The 22,532-nt window shown below is 58.5% G+C and carries 22 protein-coding genes, 1 tRNA gene and 1 pseudogene; 12 read left to right on the top strand and 12 right to left on the bottom strand.

Annotated features, from left to right (window positions below; translation table 11 throughout):
• Positions 1 to 40 precede the first annotated feature (40 nt).
• Positions 41 to 904 carry an oxidoreductase gene (locus tag RBH10_RS10995; RefSeq protein ID WP_306180604.1) on the bottom strand — a complete coding sequence of 288 codons (864 nt, stop codon included), beginning with the start codon at positions 902 to 904 and terminating at the stop codon, positions 41 to 43.
• Positions 905 to 951: 47 nt separating this feature from the next.
• Between RBH10_RS10995 and RBH10_RS11000 the strand changes: the two genes are divergently transcribed.
• The gene (locus RBH10_RS11000) at positions 952 to 1,389 is read left to right on the top strand and encodes a MerR family transcriptional regulator (RefSeq protein WP_281037189.1); all 438 of its coding nucleotides are present in this window, start codon (positions 952 to 954) and stop codon (positions 1,387 to 1,389) included.
• Positions 1,390 to 1,769: 380 nt separating this feature from the next.
• Here the strand turns inward: RBH10_RS11000 and RBH10_RS11005 are convergent, their stop codons facing one another.
• Together RBH10_RS11005 and RBH10_RS11010 are read right to left on the bottom strand one after the other, a co-directional pair.
• Positions 1,770 to 2,543: a hypothetical protein gene (locus tag RBH10_RS11005; protein WP_281037188.1), complete on the bottom strand. Its 774-nt coding sequence runs from the start codon at positions 2,541 to 2,543 to the stop codon at positions 1,770 to 1,772.
• Between the two features lie 353 nt (positions 2,544 to 2,896).
• Positions 2,897 to 2,973 (bottom strand) — tRNA-Arg (locus tag RBH10_RS11010).
• A 522-nt stretch (positions 2,974 to 3,495) separates the two neighbouring features.
• Between RBH10_RS11010 and RBH10_RS11015 the strand changes: the two genes are divergently transcribed.
• Both RBH10_RS11015 and RBH10_RS11020 read left to right on the top strand, forming a co-directional pair.
• Complete coding sequence (locus RBH10_RS11015) at positions 3,496 to 4,002, top strand: MarR family winged helix-turn-helix transcriptional regulator (protein ID WP_281037187.1); 507 nt, start codon at positions 3,496 to 3,498, stop codon at positions 4,000 to 4,002.
• A gap of 184 nt (positions 4,003 to 4,186) precedes the next feature.
• Positions 4,187 to 4,465 (top strand): hypothetical protein, encoded by a 279-nt coding sequence (locus RBH10_RS11020; protein WP_281037186.1) that lies wholly within the window; start codon positions 4,187 to 4,189, stop codon positions 4,463 to 4,465.
• A gap of 34 nt (positions 4,466 to 4,499) precedes the next feature.
• On the opposite strand, the gene RBH10_RS11025 is transcribed toward RBH10_RS11020, so the two are convergent.
• Together RBH10_RS11025 and RBH10_RS11030 are read right to left on the bottom strand one after the other, a co-directional pair.
• Entirely contained in the window at positions 4,500 to 4,976 is a 477-nt protein-coding gene (locus RBH10_RS11025; protein ID WP_281037185.1) for a hypothetical protein, read from the bottom strand.
• A gap of 74 nt (positions 4,977 to 5,050) precedes the next feature.
• The gene (locus RBH10_RS11030; protein WP_045017556.1) at positions 5,051 to 6,055 is read right to left on the bottom strand and encodes a LysR family transcriptional regulator; all 1,005 of its coding nucleotides are present in this window, start codon (positions 6,053 to 6,055) and stop codon (positions 5,051 to 5,053) included.
• 255 nt (positions 6,056 to 6,310) lie between these two features.
• Between RBH10_RS11030 and chvE the strand changes: the two genes are divergently transcribed.
• From chvE to araD1, 4 genes are all read left to right on the top strand, one after another.
• Complete coding sequence (chvE, locus tag RBH10_RS11035; RefSeq protein WP_097100734.1) at positions 6,311 to 7,375, top strand: sugar ABC transporter substrate-binding protein ChvE; 1,065 nt, start codon at positions 6,311 to 6,313, stop codon at positions 7,373 to 7,375.
• Positions 7,376 to 7,465: 90 nt separating this feature from the next.
• Positions 7,466 to 9,004, top strand: coding sequence for a sugar ABC transporter ATP-binding protein GguA (gene gguA, locus RBH10_RS11040; protein ID WP_281037184.1), 1,539 nt, complete (start codon positions 7,466 to 7,468; stop codon positions 9,002 to 9,004).
• Positions 9,001 to 10,197 (top strand): sugar ABC transporter permease GguB, encoded by a 1,197-nt coding sequence (gguB, locus tag RBH10_RS11045; protein WP_045017549.1) that lies wholly within the window; start codon positions 9,001 to 9,003, stop codon positions 10,195 to 10,197. Before gguA ends, gguB begins: the two co-directional genes overlap by 4 nt.
• Positions 10,198 to 10,312: 115 nt before the next feature.
• On the top strand, positions 10,313 to 11,308 hold the full coding sequence (gene araD1, locus RBH10_RS11050) for a 2-keto-3-deoxy-L-arabinonate dehydratase AraD1 (RefSeq protein WP_281037183.1): 996 nt from the start codon (positions 10,313 to 10,315) through the stop codon (positions 11,306 to 11,308).
• A gap of 203 nt (positions 11,309 to 11,511) precedes the next feature.
• Here araD1 and RBH10_RS11055 read toward each other — a convergent pair whose 3' ends face one another.
• The gene (locus RBH10_RS11055) at positions 11,512 to 11,922 is read right to left on the bottom strand and encodes a VOC family protein (RefSeq protein WP_281037182.1); all 411 of its coding nucleotides are present in this window, start codon (positions 11,920 to 11,922) and stop codon (positions 11,512 to 11,514) included.
• A gap of 171 nt (positions 11,923 to 12,093) precedes the next feature.
• Here RBH10_RS11055 and RBH10_RS11060 point away from each other — a divergent pair, with 171 nt between their 5' ends.
• Positions 12,094 to 12,609 (top strand): GNAT family N-acetyltransferase, encoded by a 516-nt coding sequence (locus tag RBH10_RS11060; RefSeq protein ID WP_281037181.1) that lies wholly within the window; start codon positions 12,094 to 12,096, stop codon positions 12,607 to 12,609.
• Between the two features lie 71 nt (positions 12,610 to 12,680).
• Here the strand turns inward: RBH10_RS11060 and RBH10_RS11065 are convergent, their stop codons facing one another.
• The 5 genes and pseudogenes from RBH10_RS11065 to RBH10_RS11085 all read right to left on the bottom strand — a co-directional run bounded on the left by RBH10_RS11065 (position 12,681) and on the right by RBH10_RS11085 (position 17,038).
• On the bottom strand, positions 12,681 to 13,157 hold the full coding sequence (locus RBH10_RS11065) for a GNAT family N-acetyltransferase (RefSeq protein ID WP_281037180.1): 477 nt from the start codon (positions 13,155 to 13,157) through the stop codon (positions 12,681 to 12,683).
• An 81-nt stretch (positions 13,158 to 13,238) separates the two neighbouring features.
• Positions 13,239 to 13,835 carry a bifunctional 2-polyprenyl-6-hydroxyphenol methylase/3-demethylubiquinol 3-O-methyltransferase UbiG gene (locus RBH10_RS11070; RefSeq protein ID WP_045017539.1) on the bottom strand — a complete coding sequence of 199 codons (597 nt, stop codon included), beginning with the start codon at positions 13,833 to 13,835 and terminating at the stop codon, positions 13,239 to 13,241.
• A 4-nt stretch (positions 13,836 to 13,839) separates the two neighbouring features.
• Positions 13,840 to 14,661: a transglutaminase family protein gene (locus tag RBH10_RS11075; protein ID WP_281037179.1), complete on the bottom strand. Its 822-nt coding sequence runs from the start codon at positions 14,659 to 14,661 to the stop codon at positions 13,840 to 13,842.
• Between the two features lie 21 nt (positions 14,662 to 14,682).
• The gene (locus RBH10_RS11080; RefSeq protein ID WP_281037178.1) at positions 14,683 to 15,624 is read right to left on the bottom strand and encodes an alpha-E domain-containing protein; all 942 of its coding nucleotides are present in this window, start codon (positions 15,622 to 15,624) and stop codon (positions 14,683 to 14,685) included.
• Positions 15,625 to 15,627: 3 nt separating this feature from the next.
• Positions 15,628 to 17,038 (bottom strand): annotated as a pseudogene (locus RBH10_RS11085) (circularly permuted type 2 ATP-grasp protein).
• A gap of 483 nt (positions 17,039 to 17,521) precedes the next feature.
• Here RBH10_RS11085 and RBH10_RS11090 point away from each other — a divergent pair.
• The 4 genes from RBH10_RS11090 to RBH10_RS11105 all read left to right on the top strand — a co-directional run bounded on the left by RBH10_RS11090 (position 17,522) and on the right by RBH10_RS11105 (position 20,810).
• Positions 17,522 to 18,418 carry a DMT family transporter gene (locus RBH10_RS11090; protein ID WP_281037177.1) on the top strand — a complete coding sequence of 299 codons (897 nt, stop codon included), beginning with the start codon at positions 17,522 to 17,524 and terminating at the stop codon, positions 18,416 to 18,418.
• A 78-nt stretch (positions 18,419 to 18,496) separates the two neighbouring features.
• Positions 18,497 to 19,114 (top strand): L,D-transpeptidase, encoded by a 618-nt coding sequence (locus RBH10_RS11095; RefSeq protein ID WP_045017529.1) that lies wholly within the window; start codon positions 18,497 to 18,499, stop codon positions 19,112 to 19,114.
• A 240-nt stretch (positions 19,115 to 19,354) separates the two neighbouring features.
• Positions 19,355 to 19,744 carry a DoxX family protein gene (locus RBH10_RS11100; RefSeq protein ID WP_281037176.1) on the top strand — a complete coding sequence of 130 codons (390 nt, stop codon included), beginning with the start codon at positions 19,355 to 19,357 and terminating at the stop codon, positions 19,742 to 19,744.
• A 157-nt stretch (positions 19,745 to 19,901) separates the two neighbouring features.
• Positions 19,902 to 20,810 (top strand): DMT family transporter, encoded by a 909-nt coding sequence (locus RBH10_RS11105; protein ID WP_281037175.1) that lies wholly within the window; start codon positions 19,902 to 19,904, stop codon positions 20,808 to 20,810.
• A 108-nt stretch (positions 20,811 to 20,918) separates the two neighbouring features.
• On the opposite strand, the gene RBH10_RS11110 is transcribed toward RBH10_RS11105, so the two are convergent.
• A complete protein-coding gene (locus RBH10_RS11110) occupies positions 20,919 to 22,403 on the bottom strand; it encodes a DEAD/DEAH box helicase (RefSeq protein ID WP_045017524.1) in 1,485 nt (494 codons plus the stop codon).
• Between the last annotated feature and the right edge of the window lie 129 nt (positions 22,404 to 22,532).

Consider the following 22,532-nt stretch of genomic DNA (forward strand, 5'->3'; position numbering starts at 1 on the left):
GCGGCCGGCTTCCATCTCCGGAACTCAGGCGGATAGCTGGTTAGCCGTCCATGCTCTGTGACATCCGCCACAACAGGCGGTCGGTCAGTCGATCGGGAAGCAACCAGGTCAGGAACATGATCAACTTGGCGCCGCCGCCGGTTGCGTAGCGTGGGCGCGGATTGCGCGCCGCCACGACCTTGCCGATCGTCCGCGCGACGACTTCGGGCGGAGAGGCCATGGGCGAAGCCTCGGCGCTTCCCAGCATCGCGGCATGGCGTCGTGCATACTGGCCGTAGGCAGTGGCTCCTGATCGCGCAAGCAAGCTGTCGCGCGCGATTTCGTTCCATTCGCTACGGATTGCGCCGGGTTCGATCACGATCACGCGAATGCCAAATGGTTTGAGTTCGAGCCGCATGCAATCGGAGAGCCCTTCCACCGCGAACTTGGTGGCGTGATACCAACTACCGAACGGCTCGCCGAGTTTGCCGCCAACCGAAGTGACGTTGACGATCGTTCCAGACTTTTGCGCCCGCATGAGCGGAATGGCGAGCTGGCTGAGCCGCGCCAGACCCATCAAGTTCACTTCGACCTGGCGGCGGCCCTCGTCCATCGGCACATCCTCAAGCGCGCCATAGCTACCATAGCCGGCATTGTTGACGAGCACGTCGAGCCGCCCGCCGGTAGCGCGTTCGACTTCCGCCATCGCCGCAACGATCGAGGCGTCGTCGGTGAGATCGAGCGGAACAAGTGTGACCCCCAAGGCTTCAAGCGGCTTCATTCGGTCTAGCCGCCGGGCGGCGGCGAATACCTTGTATCCGTCTTTGACGAGTTGACGGGCAGTCGCTTCGCCGATCCCCGACGATGCGCCGGTCACAAGAGCAGTTTTTATCACGATTTTTTGACTCCAATTCAACAGAGCCATACCCCATAAGGGTGGAGTATAGTCCATGGTCAAGAGATAATCGCATCATGCTGATTTCGGAATTTGCGCGCGCGGCGGGAATGAGTGTCGACACCGTCCGTTTTTATGTGCGCCAGGGGCTGCTCCGCCCGCAGACGGGTATGAAGGGCGGCGCCAATCCCTATCAGATATTCGACGCCGAGCAGGTCAATGGCGCGCGCGTCATTCGCTTGATGCAGAGCCTCGGCTTCTCGTTGAAAGAAATCGGCGGCATTGCCGAGGAATATCATCGCGGCGATATAACTCCCGAGCGCGGACGCGCAATCATCGCCAGTCAGCTCGGCAAACTGGAGGCCAAGCGGGATGGGCTCGACGCGATGATCGCCTATACGCGTGCAAAGATTGCCTGGATGGACGGCGGGAACCAGGGCCCGGAGCCGGAACTGGCCGGGTTCGACGCATGCGGCGTCAATGGGACACAGCCCGCAACTTCGGCTGCCCCATAAGCCAGCCTGGATTCGGGTTGCCGATTTTTCCGTCAACTTTCGCCGATCCATCGATCGCCGAACGCGTCAATCCGCAGAGTGGCTCATATTGTGAAGGGCCTAAATCTCCGTCGCCACATAAGCGCGGATTAATGATTTCTGAAATCATTAGCGTTTTCAGGTCTCCCGCACACATAAATCCGAACTGTGAACCCATAAACGCGGATTAGGACTGCGCCTGAAGGCATAAGTGCGGATTCGGATTTTCGCCCTCGAATCGTGAAGATTCCTTCAGAAAAGCGTGATCTAATCAGGGCCCGCGATCAAGTCCTGAGGTATGAGTGCCGACGGGGAGGAGCGTTCCGGTGGCCGAACCTGAGCTGTTCTGAATGGGGAACCGATCAGACTGGTATCGGGATCAAATCGAGGTCGCCGAATCCTCTGAGCCAAAGCCTTTTGAACTGGTGACCGGTCAAATCGACCTCTATCTCAGAGGTGAATGGCTCGAGGTAGGTCGCGGCATCGAACCCGATGAATCCTATTTTTGCAGCCTTCATCGCCTTGAAGACCTTGCATACGGAGGAAACGAAGACAGGCATCAGATCAAGATAAACCTGATCCGATGGGTAACGCTCTCGCATAGCCCGCTTTCGAATATTCGGTAGGGCCAATCCCTCGCTTATCAGCTCGAACCGCTTCTCCGCACGGCCGCTATTCATGAAGGTGTCGAGATAGGGTGACGCAAAGGAAGGATCCAGACGTGAATCCACGTCGTCTAACCTGACACAGTGCGACATCGCGATCTGACCGCCATGAGTGGTCGGGTGGCCTGCAAGCAGGAATGACGCGCCACCAGAGCGTTGCAGTCCGCCCTGAATATGCAGCCGATGATTAAGTGTGCGAAAAAGCGGGTGATTGCGGTGGTGGACCGCATTCCTGACGGCGATCAGAAGCGAAGTGTCAGGGTGATCGAAGTAGGGGAATAGATCCTTCGACACGTCGTAGAGCGTGTGAAATGTTTCCAACTTCATCTCGAATGCGCGATCCACATTATCAATCGCTTCCTCTCGATCGACTTTGAAGATGTCTGCGAACCGCAGGTTAGCTTCCACAAATATACGCATGGAGTTTGCGAGGTTGCTGATTGCGCCCTCTACGATGCTGTTCTGATTCAATGCCGCCTCATATTTCCGACCGACCTTCAGCGCTCCGCCAATCTAGGCGCGGATCCTTCAGGCCTCTGTGTGCTGCGTTACAGACATATTCGAATGCATGAGCCATCGGCGCAAATGCATTTGGGAAGTGTTTTGGGGAAACTAAGTGGAGTTCCATCGTCGCCTGGATAGTTCCGCCCCATACCTACGAAGTCGGGTTCGCCTTCCGTGTGGATCCGGAGGACTTGAGACCGGCAGCGGCGAGCTAACAGAGATATCGGCGCCGCAGCCGCCCGGAATAATGGCTCATGACCTTTGACGGCGACGATCTGCGAGGCAATACGCGATGCCACGTATCCGATAAGTAGACTAAATGGCGCACCCGACAGGATTCGAACCTGTGACCTTTGGAATCGGAATCCAACACTCTATCCAGCTGAGCTACGGGTGCAGCAGTCACGCTTGAATCGCGTGCAGCGGTTGGTTCATACCCCAGCTTTCTTTCCGCATCAATGTCTAAAAATCAAAGATTTGCGAAACGGGGCCGGTTTTCCGGCCTTGGGGAGGGCGTGGTTTGTCGTGAGGCGGCGGCACTCGTGGTTGTGATGAAAGGGGGCGGTGCGTTGTTTGATTTATTGTGTTTTTTCTTGAGGGTGCACTTCCCTTATAAGTAGTATGTTATGGCCGGATTCGGCGGCTGTTTCGGCGCTGTTGCGCAGAGACGGGGAGATTGTCGCAATGCCTTTCAAGCAAGGCGCGGGAAGCGGTTTTTGACCCTAAAAATCGGCGGGTAAATAATCATACTTTTATCGCTTGCCGGATGGTGATCTGAAGGTAGGAATTGGCTCGGTGGGTATTAACTGTCAAATTATTATACAATATTAGTATCATCTACATTTATTTGGGATACAGTTTCGTCATGTTGTCGGTTATGATTCCGGCAGGGTAAGGAACGAATCAGGCGGGGGATCGGATGGCTTTGCAATTGGCACATAGCAACGGGCCGCGGGCGGAAAAGGCCGAAAGCGGCAGCGCGCAGGCGACGCATCTGACCACGATCGACTATGGATTGTTGACGACCGCGATCGGTTATCATTTGCGCCACTCGCAACTTGCCGTGGCAAACAGCTTTTCCGATGTGCTGGCGGAGATGGGATTACGGCCAGCCGATTTTTCCGTTCTCGTCATCGTTGGCGGCAATCCGGGCCTCAAACAGAGCGATGTGGCCGAAGCGCTCGGCATCCAGCGCGCCAATTTCGTCGCGATCGTCGACAGCATGGAAGAGAAGGGGCTGCTTGTTCGCCGCAGGTCGGAAGAGGACAGGCGCGTTCATTTCCTCGACATGACGGATGAGGGCGGCAGCCTTCTCGACCGCCTTTCCGACGCCTGGCGCGACCGCGAGGAAAAGCTGATCGACAGGATCGGCGGCAAAAAAGCCCGCGACCAGCTGCTGGCTCTGCTCGGACGCCTGCGGGACTAAGGCATCGGTCAAGCCGATGCGGCAATCGCTGGCTTTGCCTTTCACGTCAGCCTGATTGGTAGCGGGTCGATTTGCGTTGCAATTTCCTTTCGAAACGGCCAAGACGCCTAAGTGTGTCTACGCCTTTGGCGCGCGCAATGCCGTAGCAGTCCAATGTTCTGGAAAGGCCCGAAACGGGAACGCCATGCTGATTATCGATACGAGCCATCCGCTTTATCGCCGCCTGTGGGTCAGATTGCTCATCGTCGGCTTTTGCGCCGCATGGTCCGTCATCGAATTCGTCAATCGCGAGGCCTTCTGGGGAACGGTCGTCGGCGGCGTGGCGGTTTATTCGGCCTATGAGTTGTTGCTGAAGTTCAAACCCGCCAGCGGCGAGAATGCTGTAGCCAAGGGCGATGCGGGCAAGGACGATACAGACGAGCCAGCCGAAAGCGCGCCCGCTGATAAAAACGACGCCGGTTGAGGCGCGTTTTCCCGACGTAAAACCGCTACATATTTTACTGGAAATGCTCACGGGTTCGAAGCATCCGGATCGCCTGGTCGATCAGGAGATTTGCCGCCGTCATGCGCAGGGTCGCATTGTGCCGGAATTCCGGCCGTACCCCATCGGGATGATTGAGCCTTGCGAAGGCGCGGCGCTTTTCCGCAAGCGTTGCGGCGGTGTCGGTCTCCTGGATCGCCAGTTCCGCGGACACATCCGCGAGTGAGGTCTTTTCGAGGTGAGCCGGCATGGTTTCCGGTTCGGGTTCCGGCGGGGGCTCGGGAAGCGGAGCGGGGTCCGGCAGAAAGGCGAGATAGGCGTTAAGATTGCCGTTTCCCGGTTGCGGCGCATCAAAATGCGTATCGACGACGAAGCCCGTGCTGAAACCGGCGATGCGGTGACCGGCGGGCGGTTGTTGCTCCGCGATTTCGTCTTCTTTTTCCTGTCTCAGTCTTTCGACGACCGACTGGAAGACGGATTGTCCGAAAAGCATGCGGCTGTTCCCTGCGCCGATCCCAATAAATCCGGCCTCTATATACAATGAAGGTGGTGTCGGGCTTGCCTTCCTCAAAGCCCCGTCAGCTTGCGGCTTTCATCCAGAACCAGATCGTAGAGCAGGCGGGCGCTGGGCGGCAAAACGCGGCCTTTGGTGGTGATGATGCTGTAGGGCTTGACGACAAGCTCGAAATCCGTCGGCAGAATGCGGGTGCGGCCGATATCGGCCTGCTGGCCGGCCACGAACTCGGCCATGTCCTGCGCAATCGGCGCGATCGCATCCGTGTTGCAGATGAGGGCGAGCGTGAGCACCACGGATGGCGTGTTGATGACGTTGCGTGGCATGGCGACGCCGTGGGTGAGGAACACGTCCTCCGTCGTTCTCCTCAAAAGCGCGCCGGGCGGCTGGAACACCCAGTCGTAACCGGAAAGCTCCTTCAGGCTCACGGGTTCGCCGTGAAGCAGGGGGTGACCCTCGCGAACCACCAGACAGGCGCGCTCTATGCCGATTTCATGGATGGAGAACAGGCCGGGGTCGAAATCATCCGGGATGCGGCCGATGATGAAATCGTGACGTGCGGCCAAAAGCTCCCGGGCAAGCACGTTGCTGCTTTCCACCTGCACGTTGATTTCGATGCCGGGATAGGTGTCCATCGCCCGTCTGATGGCGGGAACGACGAGACTGATGGCCGGCGCTGTGACGGCGCCGATATAGACCGATCCGCCGCTGCCGGATTTCATCTGGTTCAGTTCGCGGCTCGCCTCGCGCAATTCCAGCAAGATGGTACGGGCGCGGCGCGCCAGCGCTTCTCCGAACTTGGTCAGCACCACGCCGCGCGATGCCCTTTGACAGAGCGGGCTTTTGACAATCGCTTCCATTTCCGAGAGCATGCGCGATGCTGCCGGCTGCGTCATGTTCATGGCGGCGGCGGCCGCGCTGACCTGCCCGTGCTCCTCGATCATGACCAGCATGCGCAGGTGGCTCATCTTCAGGCCGGCACGCAGCAAAGGGTTGTCTTCGAAGACAAAGAGTGCATCTGCGGTTTGCGTCTGCTCATACACTTTTTGGTTGCTCATTCGCCGCTTCATACCCCTCAACGGTTATTGTATCGATTTAATATATCATAATTGATATATGGAAACTGATTTATTCTATTTGACAGTTATATGGATTCAGAACAATTTGCGGAATGCCGGGGAGGAGCGGCATCTGTTCCATTTCGCAGTTGCGAGATCGGAACGGGCGCAATGCGGCTTCTTCCTCTGATGGCATGAATTTTATGGTGCGTCGCAACATGCGGGTACCAAAGAAGGGTTCAAGGGAGAGAGTTAATGAAGTCCATTATTTCGCTGATGGCGGCTTGTGCCATCGGTGCTGCTTCCTTCGCAGCGCCGGCTTTCGCACAGGACAAGGGTTCTGTTGGCATCGCCATGCCGACCAAGTCTTCCGCGCGCTGGATCGATGACGGCAACAACATCGTCAAGCAGCTGCAGGAAGCCGGTTACACGACCGACCTGCAGTACGCCGACGACGATATTCCGAACCAGCTTTCCCAGATCGAAAACATGGTCACCAAGGGCGTTAAGGTCCTCGTGATTGCTTCGATCGACGGCACCACGCTGTCGGACGTTCTGAAGCAGGCTGGCCAGCAGGGCATCAAGGTCATCGCTTATGACCGCCTTATCCGCAACAGCGGCGACGTCAGCTACTATGCAACCTTCGACAACTTCCAGGTTGGCGTATTGCAGGCGACTTCGATCACCGACAAGCTTGGCCTGAAGGACGGCAAGGGTCCGTTCAACATCGAGCTGTTCGGCGGTTCTCCGGACGATAACAACGCCTTCTTCTTCTATGATGGCGCGATGTCCGTTCTGAAGCCTTACATCGACAGCGGCAAGCTGGTCGTAAAGTCCGGCCAGATGGGCATGGACAAGGTCGGTACGCTGCGTTGGGATCCGGCAACGGCCCAGGCTCGTATGGACAACCTGCTGTCGGCTTATTACACCGACGCCAAGGTTGACGCCGTTCTGTCGCCTTATGACGGTCTGTCCATCGGCATCATCTCCTCGCTGAAGGGCGTTGGTTATGGCACGAAGGACCAGCCGCTGCCGGTCGTTTCCGGTCAGGACGCTGAAGTTCCGTCCGTCAAGTCGATCATCGCTGGCGAACAGTATTCGACCATCTTCAAGGACACTCGCGAACTCGCGAAGGTTACTGTTGGCATGGTCAACGCCGTTCTGCAGGGCAAAGAGCCTGAAGTAAACGACACCAAGACCTATGAAAATGGCGTCAAGGTTGTTCCGTCCTACCTGCTCAAGCCGGTTGCCGTGACCAAGGACAACTACAAGCAGGTTCTCGTTGACGGTGGTTATTACACCGCTGACCAGCTGAAATAAGCTTGAAACACATGCGGGGATGGCTTCACGCCGTCCCCGTTTTTCCATAAAAATAAAAACGCCTGAATTAATCGGGCGCTGGATTGCGATATGGCCAATACCATTCTCGAAATGCGGAACATCACCAAGACGTTTCCGGGCGTGAAAGCGCTGGAAAACGTCAACCTTAAAGTAAAGGAAGGTGAGATCCACGCACTCGTTGGCGAGAACGGCGCTGGAAAGTCGACCTTGATGAAGGTCCTTTCCGGTGTTTACCCCGCTGGCACCTATGAGGGCGAAATCCATTATGAAGGCGCTGTGCGAAATTTTCGCGCTATCAACGACAGCGAAGATATTGGTATCATCATCATTCACCAGGAGCTTGCACTTGTGCCGCTCCTGTCGATTGCGGAAAATATTTTCCTTGGTAACGAGGTCGCTTCGAACGGCGTCATCAGCTGGCAGCAGACCTTTAACCGTACCCGCGAACTTCTGAAGAAGGTGGGTCTGAAGGAATCGCCGGAGACGCTGATCACCGATATCGGCGTTGGCAAGCAGCAGCTGGTCGAAATCGCCAAGGCACTGTCGAAGAGCGTGAAGCTGCTGATCCTCGACGAGCCGACCGCTTCGCTCAACGAAAGCGATTCCGAGGCGCTGCTCAATCTGCTGATCGAGTTCCGCAAGCAGGGCATGACGTCGATCATCATCACCCACAAGCTGAATGAAGTGCGCAAGGTGGCCGACCAGATCACCGTGCTGCGCGACGGCATGACGGTGAAGACGCTCGACTGTCATGAAGAAGAAATCAGCGAGGATGTCATCATCCGCAACATGGTGGGACGCGATCTTGAAGATCGTTATCCGCCGCGCGACGTGCCGATCGGCGAGACCATTCTCGAAGTGAAGAACTGGAACGCCTATCACCAGCAGCATCGTGACCGCCAGGTTCTGCACGACATCAACGTCACCGTGCGCAAGGGCGAAGTCGTCGGCATTGCCGGGTTGATGGGCGCAGGGCGCACGGAATTCGCGATGAGCGTTTTCGGCAAGTCCTATGGCCACAAGATCACCGGCGAAGTGCTGCTCAACGGCAAGGCCGTGGATGTCAGCACCGTGCGCAAGGCGATCGATGCCGGTCTTGCCTATGTGACGGAAGACCGCAAACATCTCGGTCTCGTGCTCAACGACAATATTCTGCACAACACCACGCTTGCCAATTTGGCCGGTGTGTCGAAGGCCAGCGTCATCGACGACATCAAGGAAATGAAGGTGGCGAGCGATTTCCGCGCCCGCCTTCGTATCCGCTCCTCGGGCATCTTTCAGGAAACGGTCAATCTTTCGGGCGGCAATCAGCAGAAGGTTGTACTTTCCAAGTGGCTGTTCTCCAACCCTGATGTCCTGATCCTCGACGAGCCAACACGCGGCATCGACGTTGGCGCGAAATACGAAATCTACACCATCATCAACCAGCTCGCTGCCGACGGCAAAGGCGTTCTGATGATCTCATCGGAAATGCCCGAACTGCTCGGCAATTGCGACCGCATCTACGTCATGAACGAAGGCCGCATCGTCGCTGAATTGCCGAAGGGAGAGGCGAGCCAGGAAAGCATCATGCGCGCTATCATGCGCTCAGGGGAGAAGAACTCATGAGTTCGGCAAACACCACAAACGAAGAAAGCAACGTCATCTCGGTCGGGTCGTATATTCGCTCCAACATCCGCGAATACGGCATGCTGATCGCGCTCGTCGCCATCATGGTTTTCTTCCAGTTCTACACCGGCGGCATCCTGTTCCGCCCTGTGAACCTGACCAACCTCATCCTGCAGAACTCGTTCATCGTCATCATGGCGCTTGGCATGCTGCTTGTCATCGTGGCCGGGCATATCGACCTTTCGGTCGGTTCCATCGTCGCCTTCGTCGGCGCGATTGCGGCCATATTGACCGTGCAATGGGGCATGAACCCGTTTCTTGCGGCGCTGATTTGTCTTGTTATCGGCGGCATCATCGGTGCTGCCCAGGGTTACTGGATCGCCTATCACCGCATTCCGTCGTTCATCGTGACGCTGGCGGGCATGCTGGTGTTCCGCGGTCTCACGCTGTTCGTGCTCGGCGGCAAGAACATCGGTCCTTTCCCGACCGATTTCCAGGTCATCAGCACCGGCTTCCTGCCTGATATCGGCGGTATCGAAGGTCTCAACACCACTTCGATGATCCTGACCATGCTGATCACGGTGGCGCTGTTCTATCTGGCGTGGCGCCGTCGCGTGGTGAACGTGAAGCATGGCATCGACGTGGAGCCGTTCGGTTTCTTCATTGTGCAGAATCTGCTGATCTCTGGCGCCATCCTGTTCCTGGGTTACCAGCTGTCGACCTATCGCGGCCTGCCGAACGTGCTGATCGTGATGCTGGTTCTGATTGCGCTTTACAGCTTCGTGACGCGCCGCACGACGATCGGTCGCCGTGTCTACGCCATGGGCGGTAATGAGAAGGCGACCAAGCTTTCCGGTATCAATACCGAACGCCTGAGCTTTCTCACCTTCGTCAACATGGGCGTGCTGGCCGGTCTTGCCGGCATGATCATCGCGACCCGCCTCAACTCGGCAACGCCGAAGGCTGGTGTGGGCTTTGAGCTGGATGTGATCGCGGCCTGCTTCATCGGCGGTGCTTCGGCTTCCGGCGGCGTTGGCAAGATCACCGGTGCGGTCATCGGCGCCTTCATCATGGGCGTCATGAACAACGGCATGTCGATCGTCGGCCTCGGCATCGACTTCCAGCAGATGGTCAAGGGCCTCGTGCTGCTCGCCGCCGTGTTCTTCGACGTCTACAACAAGAACAAGGGCTGATCGCCCCACCCATATTGCAAGTCAAAAAAGTGGCCGGTTTCCGGCCACTTTTATAAGGTGCAGGCGCAACGCGCCGAAGAAGATAAGGCGCGCAGCGCCGGAGGAAGGAAATCCCGTGCTAATTTCACAGATCAAGGATGCCAGTGGCAAAATCACCGTCGCCGTTCGCGAAGAAGGCGGACAGGCGCACGCCGTCAAGGGCGCCCAATCGGTTTACGCGCTGGCCATGGAAGCTGCCAATGGCGGCAAGAGCCTTGCCGATGTCGTTTCCGCGCATGGTCTCGGCGATGCCGTCGATCTCGAAAAGGCCTATGCCGAGGGTCGCTTCCTGCCGCCGATCACCCATCCCGATCCGGCGCATCTGCATCTGACCGGCACGGGCCTCACGCATCTCGGCTCTGCTGCTACCCGCGATAGCATGCACAAGAAGACCACGGAAGCCGCCGAGGAAAGCCTCACGGATTCCATGAAGATGTTCCGGATGGGTCTGGAAAACGGCAAGCCCAAGGCTGGCGAAAAGGGCGTTCAGCCGGAGTGGTTCTACAAGGGCAACGGCCATGTGGCGGCGGCACCGGGTGCGGCTCTCACCTCTCCGTCCTTTGCGCTCGATGGCGGCGAAGAGCCGGAAATGGCCGGCATCTACGTGATCTCGGACAAGGGCGAACCCGTGCGCATCGGCTTTGCCGTCTCGAACGAGTTTTCCGATCACGTCACCGAGCGGATCAACTATCTCTACCTCGCGCATTCCAAGCTGCGCCCGGCGAGCTTCGGCCCGGAAATCCGCGTCGGCGTTGCACCCTCGGATATTCGCGGCACATCGCGCATCCGCCGCGGCGACAAGGTGATTTTCGAAAAGCCGTTCGTTTCGGGTGAGGACAACATGTCCCACACCTTCGCGAACCTTGAATATCATCACTTCAAATATGGCCTGTTCCGTGCACCGGGCGATGTGCACGTCCACATGTTCGGCACGGCGACGCTCTCCTTTGCCGAGGGTGTCAAGCCGGAAGCCGGCGACGTGTTCGAGATCGAGGCCGCCGGTTTCGGCCTGCCGCTGAAGAACCCGCTTGCGGTTGACGCCGAAGAAGAAATCACCGTCCGCCAGATCTGATCTGCGGACTGCACGTCAAACGGTTGAGGGGGTGGCACCCTGCGTTGCCCCCTCTCGACGTCATCCTCGGGCTTGTCCCGAGGATCTGCAACAGATTGATATTACGCGACGTGGATAGATCCTCGGGACAAGCCCGAGGATGACGTCGAGGAGGGCTTGAAGTTCCCTTCCTCTACAGCTGCGGCAGAGGCGGCTCTGCTACGCTATTCGAACCCCCACAGCTTGCCTTCACCCACCTCAACGGAATTGCCCGCCGGGTCGCGTATGTAGACGGAATAGCTGTCGTTCGGCCAACGGTGATAATGTTCGATGGCAAGGCCAAGTTCTTCGAAGCGTGCCTTCCAGTCGTCCACTTCCGACTTGTCTTTCGCGTAAAAGCAAAAATGGCCTTGCCCGACCGCGCCGTGGCGCGGGATCGGGTTGTCAGGCGTGGCCTTACGTGATTGCTGCGGATCGAAGACCAGCAGCATCTGCCGGCCGCATTTGAAGAACACGAATTGGCCGGGTAGCTTGCGCACCACTTCCAGCCCGAAGACATCCCGATAAAAGGCCTCGGCGGCATCGAGATCATCGCTGTAAATCGCGGTTTCCATAAGGGCGGCTGGTGGTTTCATCGTGGTCCTCTTCTCAGGATGGAAACTTTTCTCGGGCCGGTGAGAACGGCCATTATGCCATTAGGTTGGTCATTGAAACATTGCTGGCTGTTTGTTTTTACGGAGTGGCGATCGGCTATTGAGCAAAGGGGGTCTTTCAGAGCAAATTAGCAATGAAAGAGGGAGTTTTGGATGGTCGAGAAAAGCATAAGACGCCTGACGCAGGAGGACGTGGATATCTTTCGCCAGATGCGGCTTGAAGCGCTTCATACCGAACCCGCGGCCTATGCGAGCAGTGCGGCGGACTGGGAAAAACTGACCGTGGACGAGTGGCGGGCACGCCTGACCCAGAATGATGTGTTTGCGGCGTTTTGGAATAATGCGCCGGTTGGAATTATGGGGTTGATGCGCCAGGCAGCCAGCAAGATGGCGCACAGGGCGACGCTGATCATGGTTTACGTGCGGGCAGAAGCGCGCGGATCGGGTATCGCCTCCGAGCTTCTGGAGGCTGTGAAGTCCTTCGCACGAGACAGTGGCATCCGCCAGATCGAGCTTGCGGTGAGTGCTGAAAATCCTGTTGCTGTCGGCTTTTACCAGCGCGCGGGCTTCTCACAGATTGGACGTGTTCCGGGCGGATTTCTTCACGAGGGCAGGGAAATCGACGATATCATGATGGCCTGTCGCGTGGATGCCGAAGGCAAACGATAAAATGAAACAGTAGCCGTGAATATCGCGTGGTCCCGTTTGCAGATGGTCAAGTCTGGCGTAGGCGGGCGACGCTACCCGGCAGCTTGGGTTTTCGTGCTGTAGGTCAGCACCGTCAGATCGTGTTTGCCGACGCCGCGTTCCAGAACGGTCCAGCCGCAGTTGGTATAATAGGTTTCGAGATCGCGCTGGCAGCAGAGGTAGCTGGTATCGTGACCGAGTTCGGCGGCCCTTTGTGTTGCCGCCTGCATCAGCGCCCGGGCCACACCTGAGCGCCTGCTGTTTTCCTCCACCCAGAGGGCTGCGACCCATGGCAGATATTGCGGCCGTTCCTCCAGATCGCAATGGATGAGGAAGGCGGAGCCGACATAACCATTGTCATCATGGGCGACGAAGCCGGTTGGCAGCGTGTGGGGGCTCACCATATCCTTCAGATGTTCCGCCACGTCGCCGATCTGGAGGCCGCTATCCTGCCACCACGCCGTCCAGACCCGTTCCGCAATGGTGGGGCCATGGGACTGGCAGTCGCGATAGTCGGAAATTCTGTACAAAAGCCGTCTCCCTGATCGATCAATGCCGCGATTTATACGGGCGCGGCATGTTTTCGCAACCGCTTGGGCCATGAAAACGGATCAGGATTTTGTCGCGGTCACATGCAGCCAGTCGGTCGGCAGCTTGTCATATCCGCTGCCCTGCCGGGCTTCGATCTCCAGGCTCGCCCAGCCGAAATGCCGATACAGATCCTCCAGCCAGGCTTTGGAAGGATAGTTGTAATAACGGCCGAACGCGTCGCGGCCTTCCGCTTCCCCGGCCTTGAAGCTGGCGTAAAAAACGCCGCCCTGTTTCAGCGCCGTGTGGATGCGGCCGATAATGCCGGGCAGGGAGGGGCGCGGCACATGCAGCAGGCAGGCGTTGGCCCAGACGCCGTCATAAGCCGCCACGTCACGGATATCTTCGAACAGCAAGGTGGCCACGGGAATGCCAAGCCGAAGTTCCGCCTCCTTGGCGATTTCGGGTGTTCCGTCCGTAGGGCGCACGTCGAAACCGGCGGCCAGCATGAATTCGCTGTCCTGCCCGCCGCCGCACCCCAGTTCGAGGATGGTTGCGCCATCCGGCAGGCGAGCCAGGAATTTTTCCAGATGGAGGCGGTCCGGTGCCTGTCCCCGCGACGTATAGGCTCCGGCATTATCCGTATAAAAGCCGATGGTTTCGGCGTCCTTGGCAGTCATTGTCTCAACTCTGTGATTGGCTCTGGCTTTGCGATTGCTGCACGGTCACCGAAACGCTCAGCGTCTCGCCCGCCGGGCCGATCCGCATGCCTGATATCGGCGCGCAATCGCGATAGCAGAGGCCGAGGGCGATGCGGACATAACGGTCGTCAGGGCAGATGTTGTTGGCGGCGTCGAAGCCAACCCAGCCAAGCCCCTGCAGATGCACCTCGGCCCAGGCATGGGTGGCGGTCTGTTCCGCCACTTCTTCCATCATCAGATAACCGGAAACATAACGGGCGGGCAGACCCATCAGCCGGGCGGCGGAAATGAGGATATGGGCATGGTCCTGACAGACGCCCTTGCCGGCTTCCAGCGCCAGTTCGGCCGTGGTTTCGGTGTCGGTTGAACCCGGCACATATTCCACCTTGCTGTTGATCTTCTCCATAAGGTCGTGCAGGCGCTCAAGTTCGCTGTCGCCGGTGCTGGCCTTCGCCAGTTCGCGCACGAGCTTTCCCGGCTTGGTAAGCGGCGTTTCGCGCAGGAAGAGCCAAAGTGGCGCACTGCCGGTGTGGGGGCCGACCATGCCTGCCTTGTCCTCGGTGATGACGGTGCCGCTTGCCACGACCTTGACCTTGCGTTGCGGGCCTTCCGTTTCCACCAGTGCGACCCGGTTGCCGAAATGGTCGTCATAGGTCACTTCGACGGTGGCGCCGTCGACCGATACATCCCAGTCCTCCACCGTCTGGCACGGGCCGGTCTGTGGCGTCAGGCGCAGCCGCTGCAATGCATAGGGCATCGGCTCGTCATAGACATATTCCGTCGTATGGGTGATTTTCAGACGCATAAGCTGTCCCCGTCCACGCGCTTATTGATAGAAGCGGTAGCCTTCCATGATTTCCTGCCCCAGCTGCCCGTTCCGGTTGACGAATCTCTCCAGAAACTCGTGCAGACCTTCATCCATGACGCGGTCGATCGTTGTCTTGCGCAGGCTGTCGCGAATGCTTTCCGCCGTCTCGTGTGCCTTGTGCTTTTCGCCGTAGTCCTCGGCTATATAGTTGAGGTTGCTGGTGATCTTTTCGTAACAATAGGCGAGCGAACGTGGCATGCGGCCATTGAGAATGAGGAAGTCGGCAATATTGGCCGGTTTGTATTCCGCATCGTAGACCCAGCCATAGGAGCGGTGCGCCGAGACCGAGCGCAGGATGGATTCCCACTGCGCATTGTCGAGCGAGGAACCGACATGCGCCACCGCCGGCAGCAGCACGTAATATTTCACGTCCAGAATGCGGGCGGTGTTGTCGGCGCGCTCGATGAAGGTGCCGATACGGGAGAAATTATAGAGATCGTTGCGCAGCATTGAACCGTGGAAGGCGCCGCGCACCAGACCGGCGCGATGTTTGATGACATCGATGGTCTGCGGCATGTCCGCCGGCTTTACCCTGCGCTCGAGGCTGGTCTTGAGCTCGATCCAGAATTCATTGGTGGCTTCCCATGTCTCGCGCGTCAGCGCCGTGCGCACCATGCGGGCATTGTTGCGGCCCGCCTCGATGCAGGAGAGAACGCTGGAAGGGTTGGCTTTGTCCCGCAGCAGATAATCGATCGCATCCGCGGTCGTCACCTTGTCGTGCGTTTCGAGGAACGCCTCGTGCACGCCGGCGCTCTGCAACACGCCGTCCCAGTCCTCATCGCCGCTGCCGCTGCGCGTCAGTGAAACGCGCAGGCCCGCATCGATCAGCCGGGCGATGTTTTCAGCGCGCTCGATATACCGGAACATCCAGTAGAGCCCGTTTGCCGTTCTGCCCAGCATGGCTTAGTCCTCCAGTACCCATGTATCCTTGGTGCCGCCGCCCTGGCTGGAGTTGACCACCAGCGAGCCCTGCTTGAGGGCAACACGGGTCAGTCCGCCGGGAATGATCTTCACCTTGTCTGAAACCAGCACGTAAGGACGCAGATCGACATGGCGCGGCGCGATGCCGTTCTTCACCATGATCGGCACGGTGGAAAGCGACAGCGTCGGCTGCGCAATGTAGTTGGAGGGGCGGGCTTTGAGCTTTTCTGCAAAAAGCGCCCGTTCCTTTTTCGACGCGGTGGGGCCGACCAGCATGCCGTAACCACCCGAACCGTGGACTTCCTTGACGACAAGTTCGGCAAGGTTGTCGAGCACGTATTTCAGGCTGTCCGGCTCGGAACAGCGCCATGTCGGCACGTTTTCCAGCAGCGGCTTGCGGCCTGTGTAGAATTCGACGATCTCAGGCATGTAGGAATAGATCGCCTTGTCGTCGGAAATGCCGGTGCCGGGGGCATTGGCGATGGTGATGTTGCCGGCGCGGTAGACGTCCATGATACCAGGTATGCCAAGCGCCGAATCCGGCCGGAAGGTCAGCGGATCGAGGAATTCGTCATCGACGCGGCGGTAAAGAACGTCGATCGCCTCATAACCTCGGGTGGTGCGCATCTTGACCTTGCCGTCCATGACGCGCAGGTCGGATCCTTCCACCAGCTCCACGCCCATCATGTCGGCGAGGAAGGAATGTTCGTAATAGGCGGAATTATAGATGCCGGGGGTCAGCACCGCGACGCGCGGCTTGCCGGAACAGCCGGGCGGGGCGAGCGAGGCCAGCGACTGGCGCAGAAGGTAAGGATAGTCCTCCACCCGCCGCACCTTGTTCTCATGGAAAAGTTCCGGGAACATCTGCATCATCGTCTCACGGTTTTCCAGCATGTAGCTGACACCGGAGGGCGTGCGGGCATTGTCTTCCAGAACGTAGAACTGGTCTTCGCCGGTGCGGACGATATCCGTGCCGACAATATGGGTGTAAACGCCGCCGGGCGGGGTGAAACCGATCATTTCCGGCAGGAATGCGACGTTTTTCTCAATGATCTCGCGGGGGGATACGTCCGGCGCGGATGATTTCCTGCTTGTGGTAGATGTCATCAAGGAAAGCATTGAGAGCGAGAACGCGCTGTTCGATACCTTGGGCCAGTTTGCGCCACTCGCGCCCGGAGATGATGCGCGGAATGATATCGAAGGGGATCAGTTTTTCTGAACTATCGGCATGGCCGTAGACTGCGAAAGTAATACCGGTTTTTCGAAAGATGTTTTCCGCGTCTTTTGACTTCTGGATCAGGTGTGCCCTGTCCTGCCGGCTGTACCACTCGTTATAGTTTTCATATGGGCTTCGCGGCGCGTTGTCCGCATTTATCATTTCGTCAAATGCCAACTTCGATGTCCCCTTTTTTGCCATATGAATACAACGACAAATGCAATGCAAGAACTATGCGGACGCCTCCGTGAAGATTTTTTACCGTCCTAGAGTTTTAAAAAAGAAGCGTTTTTTCGGTTTCAGCCTATAAATGCGGCATTGGTAAATTGGTTGCAGGGCAAGGCGGGGCGGAACGGGGTGGTGGCGCTGTGTGCGGTGTGGGCGAATGCATAAATTTTGTTCGTTCGCTTTCGGTTGATGGATTGCGGTTGCCACATCAGAAAATCTGAAAGATGCGATCACGAAAACACCTTTGACCTTTTGCGGGGATGGGGATACCGCCTTGCTCGAACGGCTGCGTTTCGCCACGGGGTATTCACTGAAACCCGGCCCGGTCATTGACCGGTTTGCGTCAAGCCGTAGAAATGTCAATTCGCCGCCTGCCTCATGTCCCGGACGACGTCCGGTTGCAGGGTATCATGCGGCAGAGGGGATGTTCCCATGTCGCTCGACCGTCTGGCTCCGGCCATCTTCGTCTTTCTCTGGTCGACCGGCTGGGTCACCGCCAAATATGCCGTTTATTATACCGGGCCGCTGACCTTTCTCTGTCTGCGTTACGTATTGGCGGGTGCGTTGTTGTGGGCGATCTGCCGGTTTTCTTCCATTCAGTGGCCTGAGCGGCGCGCAGATGTCTTCCGGGCTATCCTGTCCGGCGTGTTCCTGCACGGTCTTTACCTTGGCATGATCTGGTGGGCGATCGGGCAGGGCGTGCCGGCGGCGATCGGCGGCATCATCGCCGGTTTGCAACCGTTGATGACGGCGGTGGCCGCCCGCTACATGATCGGCGAAAAAGTCTCGCCAATTCAGCGTGCCGGCCTGCTGCTCGGCTTTGTGGGCATTGCCATCGCCGTGTTGCCGAAGGTCATGGCCACTGGTGCGCTTGGCCTCTCCGTGCCGCTTTATGCCGTGGCGGTGAATGTGCTGGGCATGACGTCCGTGACCTATGGCACCCTTTACCAGAAGAAATATGTCCATGGCGGAAACATCATGGCGGTGGCCACGCTGCAATATGTCGGCGCCCTCATCGTTACCGTTCCCTTCGCGCTTTTGCTGGAGGACGGCCATGTGGACTGGAGCCTCGGACTTGCCGCAACGCTCGTCTGGTCGGAGGGTGCGATCTCCATCGGCGCCGTGGCGCTGCTGCTTTATCTCATCCGGCGTGGGCAGGTCTCGCGCGCCGCTTCGCTGATCTATCTCGTGCCGCCACTTGCCGCCGTGGAAGCGGCCCTGCTTTTCGGGGAAACGCTGACGCCCGCCATGATTGCCGGCACGGTTCTGGCGGTAACGGGGGTTTATCTTGCCAACCGCCGGCCGGCAGCTTCGGTTGCGGCACGTTAATTCCTACAACCTCATATTAGAGATTTGTTAACCATAAAATTATACCTCTCGTTAATCTAGAGATTTGGCGGGGGTTACATGTCTATTTCACGTCGTGGTGTTCTGTTCGGATTGCCGTTGTTGCTGGCCGGCTGCGCGAGTTCCGGTATCGGACAGCAAACACTCAATTATGCAGCGAAGCCGGAGGAGAAATTCCCGCTTCCCGCCATGCATCTCGATAAGGTGAAGCCGGAGCTGCGCCGTCAGGAAGTGGCATATGCGACCGCTCATCCGGCCGGAACGGTGGTTGTGGATACGCCGGCGCGGCGTCTCTATTACGTTATGGGCGACGGACGGGCGATGCGCTACGGCGTCGGCGTCGGACGGCAGGGGCTTGCTCTCAAGGGCGATGCCTATATCGGCCGCAAGTCCGAATGGCCTTCGTGGACGCCGACCGCGAACATGATGCGCCGCGACCCGCGCCATCTGAAGTTCGCCGGCGGCATGCCTGGTGGTCCGAACAATCCGCTCGGTGCGCGCGCCCTTTATCTTTATCGCGGCGGCAACGACACCATGTTCCGCCTGCACGGCACCAACCAGCCGCAATCCATCGGCCATGCCATGTCGAGCGGCTGCATCCGTATGCTCAACCACGATATCATCGATCTTTACGGCCGCGTGCCGGTCGGTTCGAAGGTAATTGTACTGCAGGCGTGAGGAGAGGCGGATTTTTCCGCCTTTTCCACGCGAGAAAATGCCTGTACCCTTGAGTTGATTTTTTTGGCGGAAGGTCAATTTTATGCTGGAAAATCAACCATGTGTAGAATGCCTCCCTTTATGTATTTAAGGGAGTTCTGCTATATCGGAAACGTGATTTTCGGTGTTCGAGACGTGTATCCATAAAGGCTTAAATGCACTGTATCGAGCGCGGGACCACTTCAACGGGGACACATGAACATGGCAACTTTCGACACTCTCTCGCGCTATCGCCCGCAGGCACTCGGGGCGCTGCGCATCATGACGGCGCTGCTTTTCATTGCGCATGGAACGCAGAAGCTATTCGGTTTTCCGGCATCGCAGATGGACGGCTCTTTGCCGACGATGCTCCTGGTGGCCGCGCTTCTGGAACTCGTCGGCGGCATTCTCGTGCTGATCGGCCTGTTCACGCGTCCCGTCGCCTTCATCCTGTCCGGCCAGATGGCGGTCGCCTATTTCATGGCGCATGCGCCGAGCAACTTCTTTCCGGCCCTGAATGGTGGTGATGCCGCAATCCTGTTCTGCTTCATCTTCCTCTATCTGTTCGTTGCTGGTCCGGGTGCTTTCTCGGTGGATGAGCGCCGGGCCTGATCCCGTCTTCATAACTGTCTCTATTGAAGCTCCGCATGGTCACGGCCGTGCGGAGCTTCTTTTTTGACGGGGTGGAAACTTCGGCCGCCACCGAAGCATAGATGCTTGTTTCCGGGGTAGGAACGGTTCATCCTGAACGCAGTTGGAAAATTGATCCGTGACCACTCAAAATCCTATCGCCCGCGAATTGCTGCTGCTCGCCTTGCTGTCCACGCTTTGGGCTGCATCCTACACTTTCATCAAGATCGGGGTGGAGACCATTCCGCCCCTGACCTTCATTGCCGCAAGAACCTTGATTGCCGGTCTGTTGCTGCTGGCGGTCATCCGGCTGCGCGGGCTGCGGCTGCCGAGGGATTTTGCGACATGGCGGCTTTTCTTCGTACAGGCCTGCATCAACAGCGTCTTGCCCTTCACACTGATCGCCTGGGCGGAGCAGAGCATCGATGCCGGTCTCGCCGTCATCCTCAATGCCACGACGCCGATCTTCACCTTTCTTCTCACCGCGCTGGTCATCCGGCATGAACAGGTCAGCGGGCGCAAGCTGTTCGGCACCATTGCGGGCATGACGGGCGTCTGCCTCATCATCGGTCTGGATGCGTTAGGTGGCGCGGGTGAGGCGCTGTGGAGCCAGCTTGCGGTGCTGACGGCGGCCTTTTCCTACGCCTGCGCTGCCATTTTCAGCAAGAACTTCAAGGGGCTGGATCCCGTCATGCCGGCCGCTGGCTCGCTGATCTGCGGTGCCGTCCTTCTGTTGCCGGTGAGCCTGATCGTCGACCGGCCCTGGACATTGGCGCCATCGTCGGCGTCGCTGACCGCACTTGTGTGCCTGAGCGTCTTTTCAACCGCGCTCGCCTTCATGATCTATTTCCGGCTGATGCAGACGCTCGGCTCGGTCGGCACCACGTCGCAGGCCTATCTCCGTGTTCCGGTCGGTGTTGCTATCGGCATGGTGTTTCTGGGGGAAGTGCCGACATCAGCCATGTGGGTGGGTCTCGTCTGCGTCATTGCCGGCGTGCTGGCCATGACCCTGCCGTCCCGGCGTCGTCCGTTGGCGCAGGGCGGTTGAGAACAAAAAACCCCGCAAGCCTGAGCTTGCGGGGTTTGACGACAGACGCCTTCAGGCGTCGCAATTTCTGCTGCGCAATGCCGGGGAGCCCGGCTCGCGCAGAGTTACTTAGCGGTTACGGCCGCGATTACCGTTGCCATTTCCGTTGCCGGAAGCGCGCTTTTCCTGGCCGTTGCCACCAGCAGGCGCGTGGCGGTTGCCACCGCTGCCGCCGGGCTTGCGGGCCGGGCGACGCTGCTTGCGGGGGCCGGTTGGGCGACCTGCGTCGCCTTCGGCCGTCTTGACGCGCTTGAAGTCGGACGTGACTTCCAGATCGTTGTCCGCGTCGCGCGGAGCGTGGTGACGCGAAGGACGCGGTTCGCCATTGTGACGTCCGCCTTCGCGGGGTCCACGCGGCTGGCCGCCATTGTTGTTGCGGCCACGGTTGTTGTTGTTCGGGCGCGTCGGGCTGGCAAGACCGGCCGGACGTTCACCGGATGCAACCGGGATATCGATCTTCATCAGCTTTTCGATGTCGTGCAGCAGACGGGTTTCGTCCGGAGCGCAGAAAGCGATGGCAATGCCGTCGCGGCCGGCACGGGCGGTACGGCCGATGCGGTGGACATAGGCGTCAGGCACTTCCGGCAGGTCGTAGTTGAAGACGTGCGTCACGGCCGGGATGTCGATGCCGCGGGCAGCGACGTCGGTTGCGACGAGGACCTTGATTTCACCGTCCTTGAAGCCCTTCAGTGCCCGCTCGCGCTGGCCCTGGCTCTTGTTGCCGTGGATGGAAGCGACCTTGAAGCCGATATGTTCGAGATGCTTGTAAAGCTTTTCCGCGCCGTGCTTGGTGCGCAGGAAAACGATGGAGCGACCATCCGGGTTGTCGTTCAGCGACTTCTTCAGGAGATCGGTCTTGTCGTTCTTGCCGGCAACGAAATGCACGTACTGCTCGACCTTGTCGGCAGCCTTGCCAGGAGGCGTGACTTCGACCTTGATCGGGTCCGTCAGGAAGTTGCTGGCAAGCTCGGAAATCGCCTTCGGCATCGTCGCCGAAAACAGCAGGGTCTGGCGCTTGGCCGGAACCATCTTGGAAATCTTGCGCAGGTCGTGAATGAAGCCGAGATCGAGCATCTGGTCGGCTTCATCAAGCACCAGATAGGTGACCTTGGAGAGCGAGATCGCGTTGCGGGCGATGAGGTCCAGCAGGCGGCCGGGTGTCGCCACCAGGACGTCCGTGCCTTTTTCGAGCTGAAGCTGCTGCTTGTTGATCGACGCGCCGCCGACAACCTGGTTGATGCGCAGCGGCGTCTTCTTCACGAAGGAGCGCAGGTTTTCGCCGATCTGGTTCACCAGTTCGCGGGTCGGTGCGAGGATGAGGGTGCGGGTGGTGCGGTTTGCCGGGCGGTCGGCCTGCTTCATCAGCATTTCGATGATCGGCAGGCCGAAAGCGGCCGTCTTGCCCGTACCGGTCTGTGCGAGGCCGATGAGGTCACGGCCTTCAAGCAGCAGCGGAATGGCCTTTGCCTGAATGGGGGTAGGGGTGGTGTAGCCAAGCTGGGTAACGCTGGCCACAATCTTTTCAGAGAGGCCGAGTTCGCTAAAACTGGTCAATAGTATTGCCTTTCGGGGCGCCAAAAACCAATCGTCCGGAGCAGTTGCTGCTGTCCGGCGGTTTCGGCGTCAAGAACCCCGCGTGAATTGGGAACTTGTGGGTTGGAATAACTTTCTGCGCATCAGTGC

It is taken from the genome of Rhizobium sp. AN73 (assembly GCF_030757975.1).
Classification (GTDB): Bacteria; Pseudomonadota; Alphaproteobacteria; order Rhizobiales; family Rhizobiaceae; genus Agrobacterium; species Agrobacterium arsenijevicii.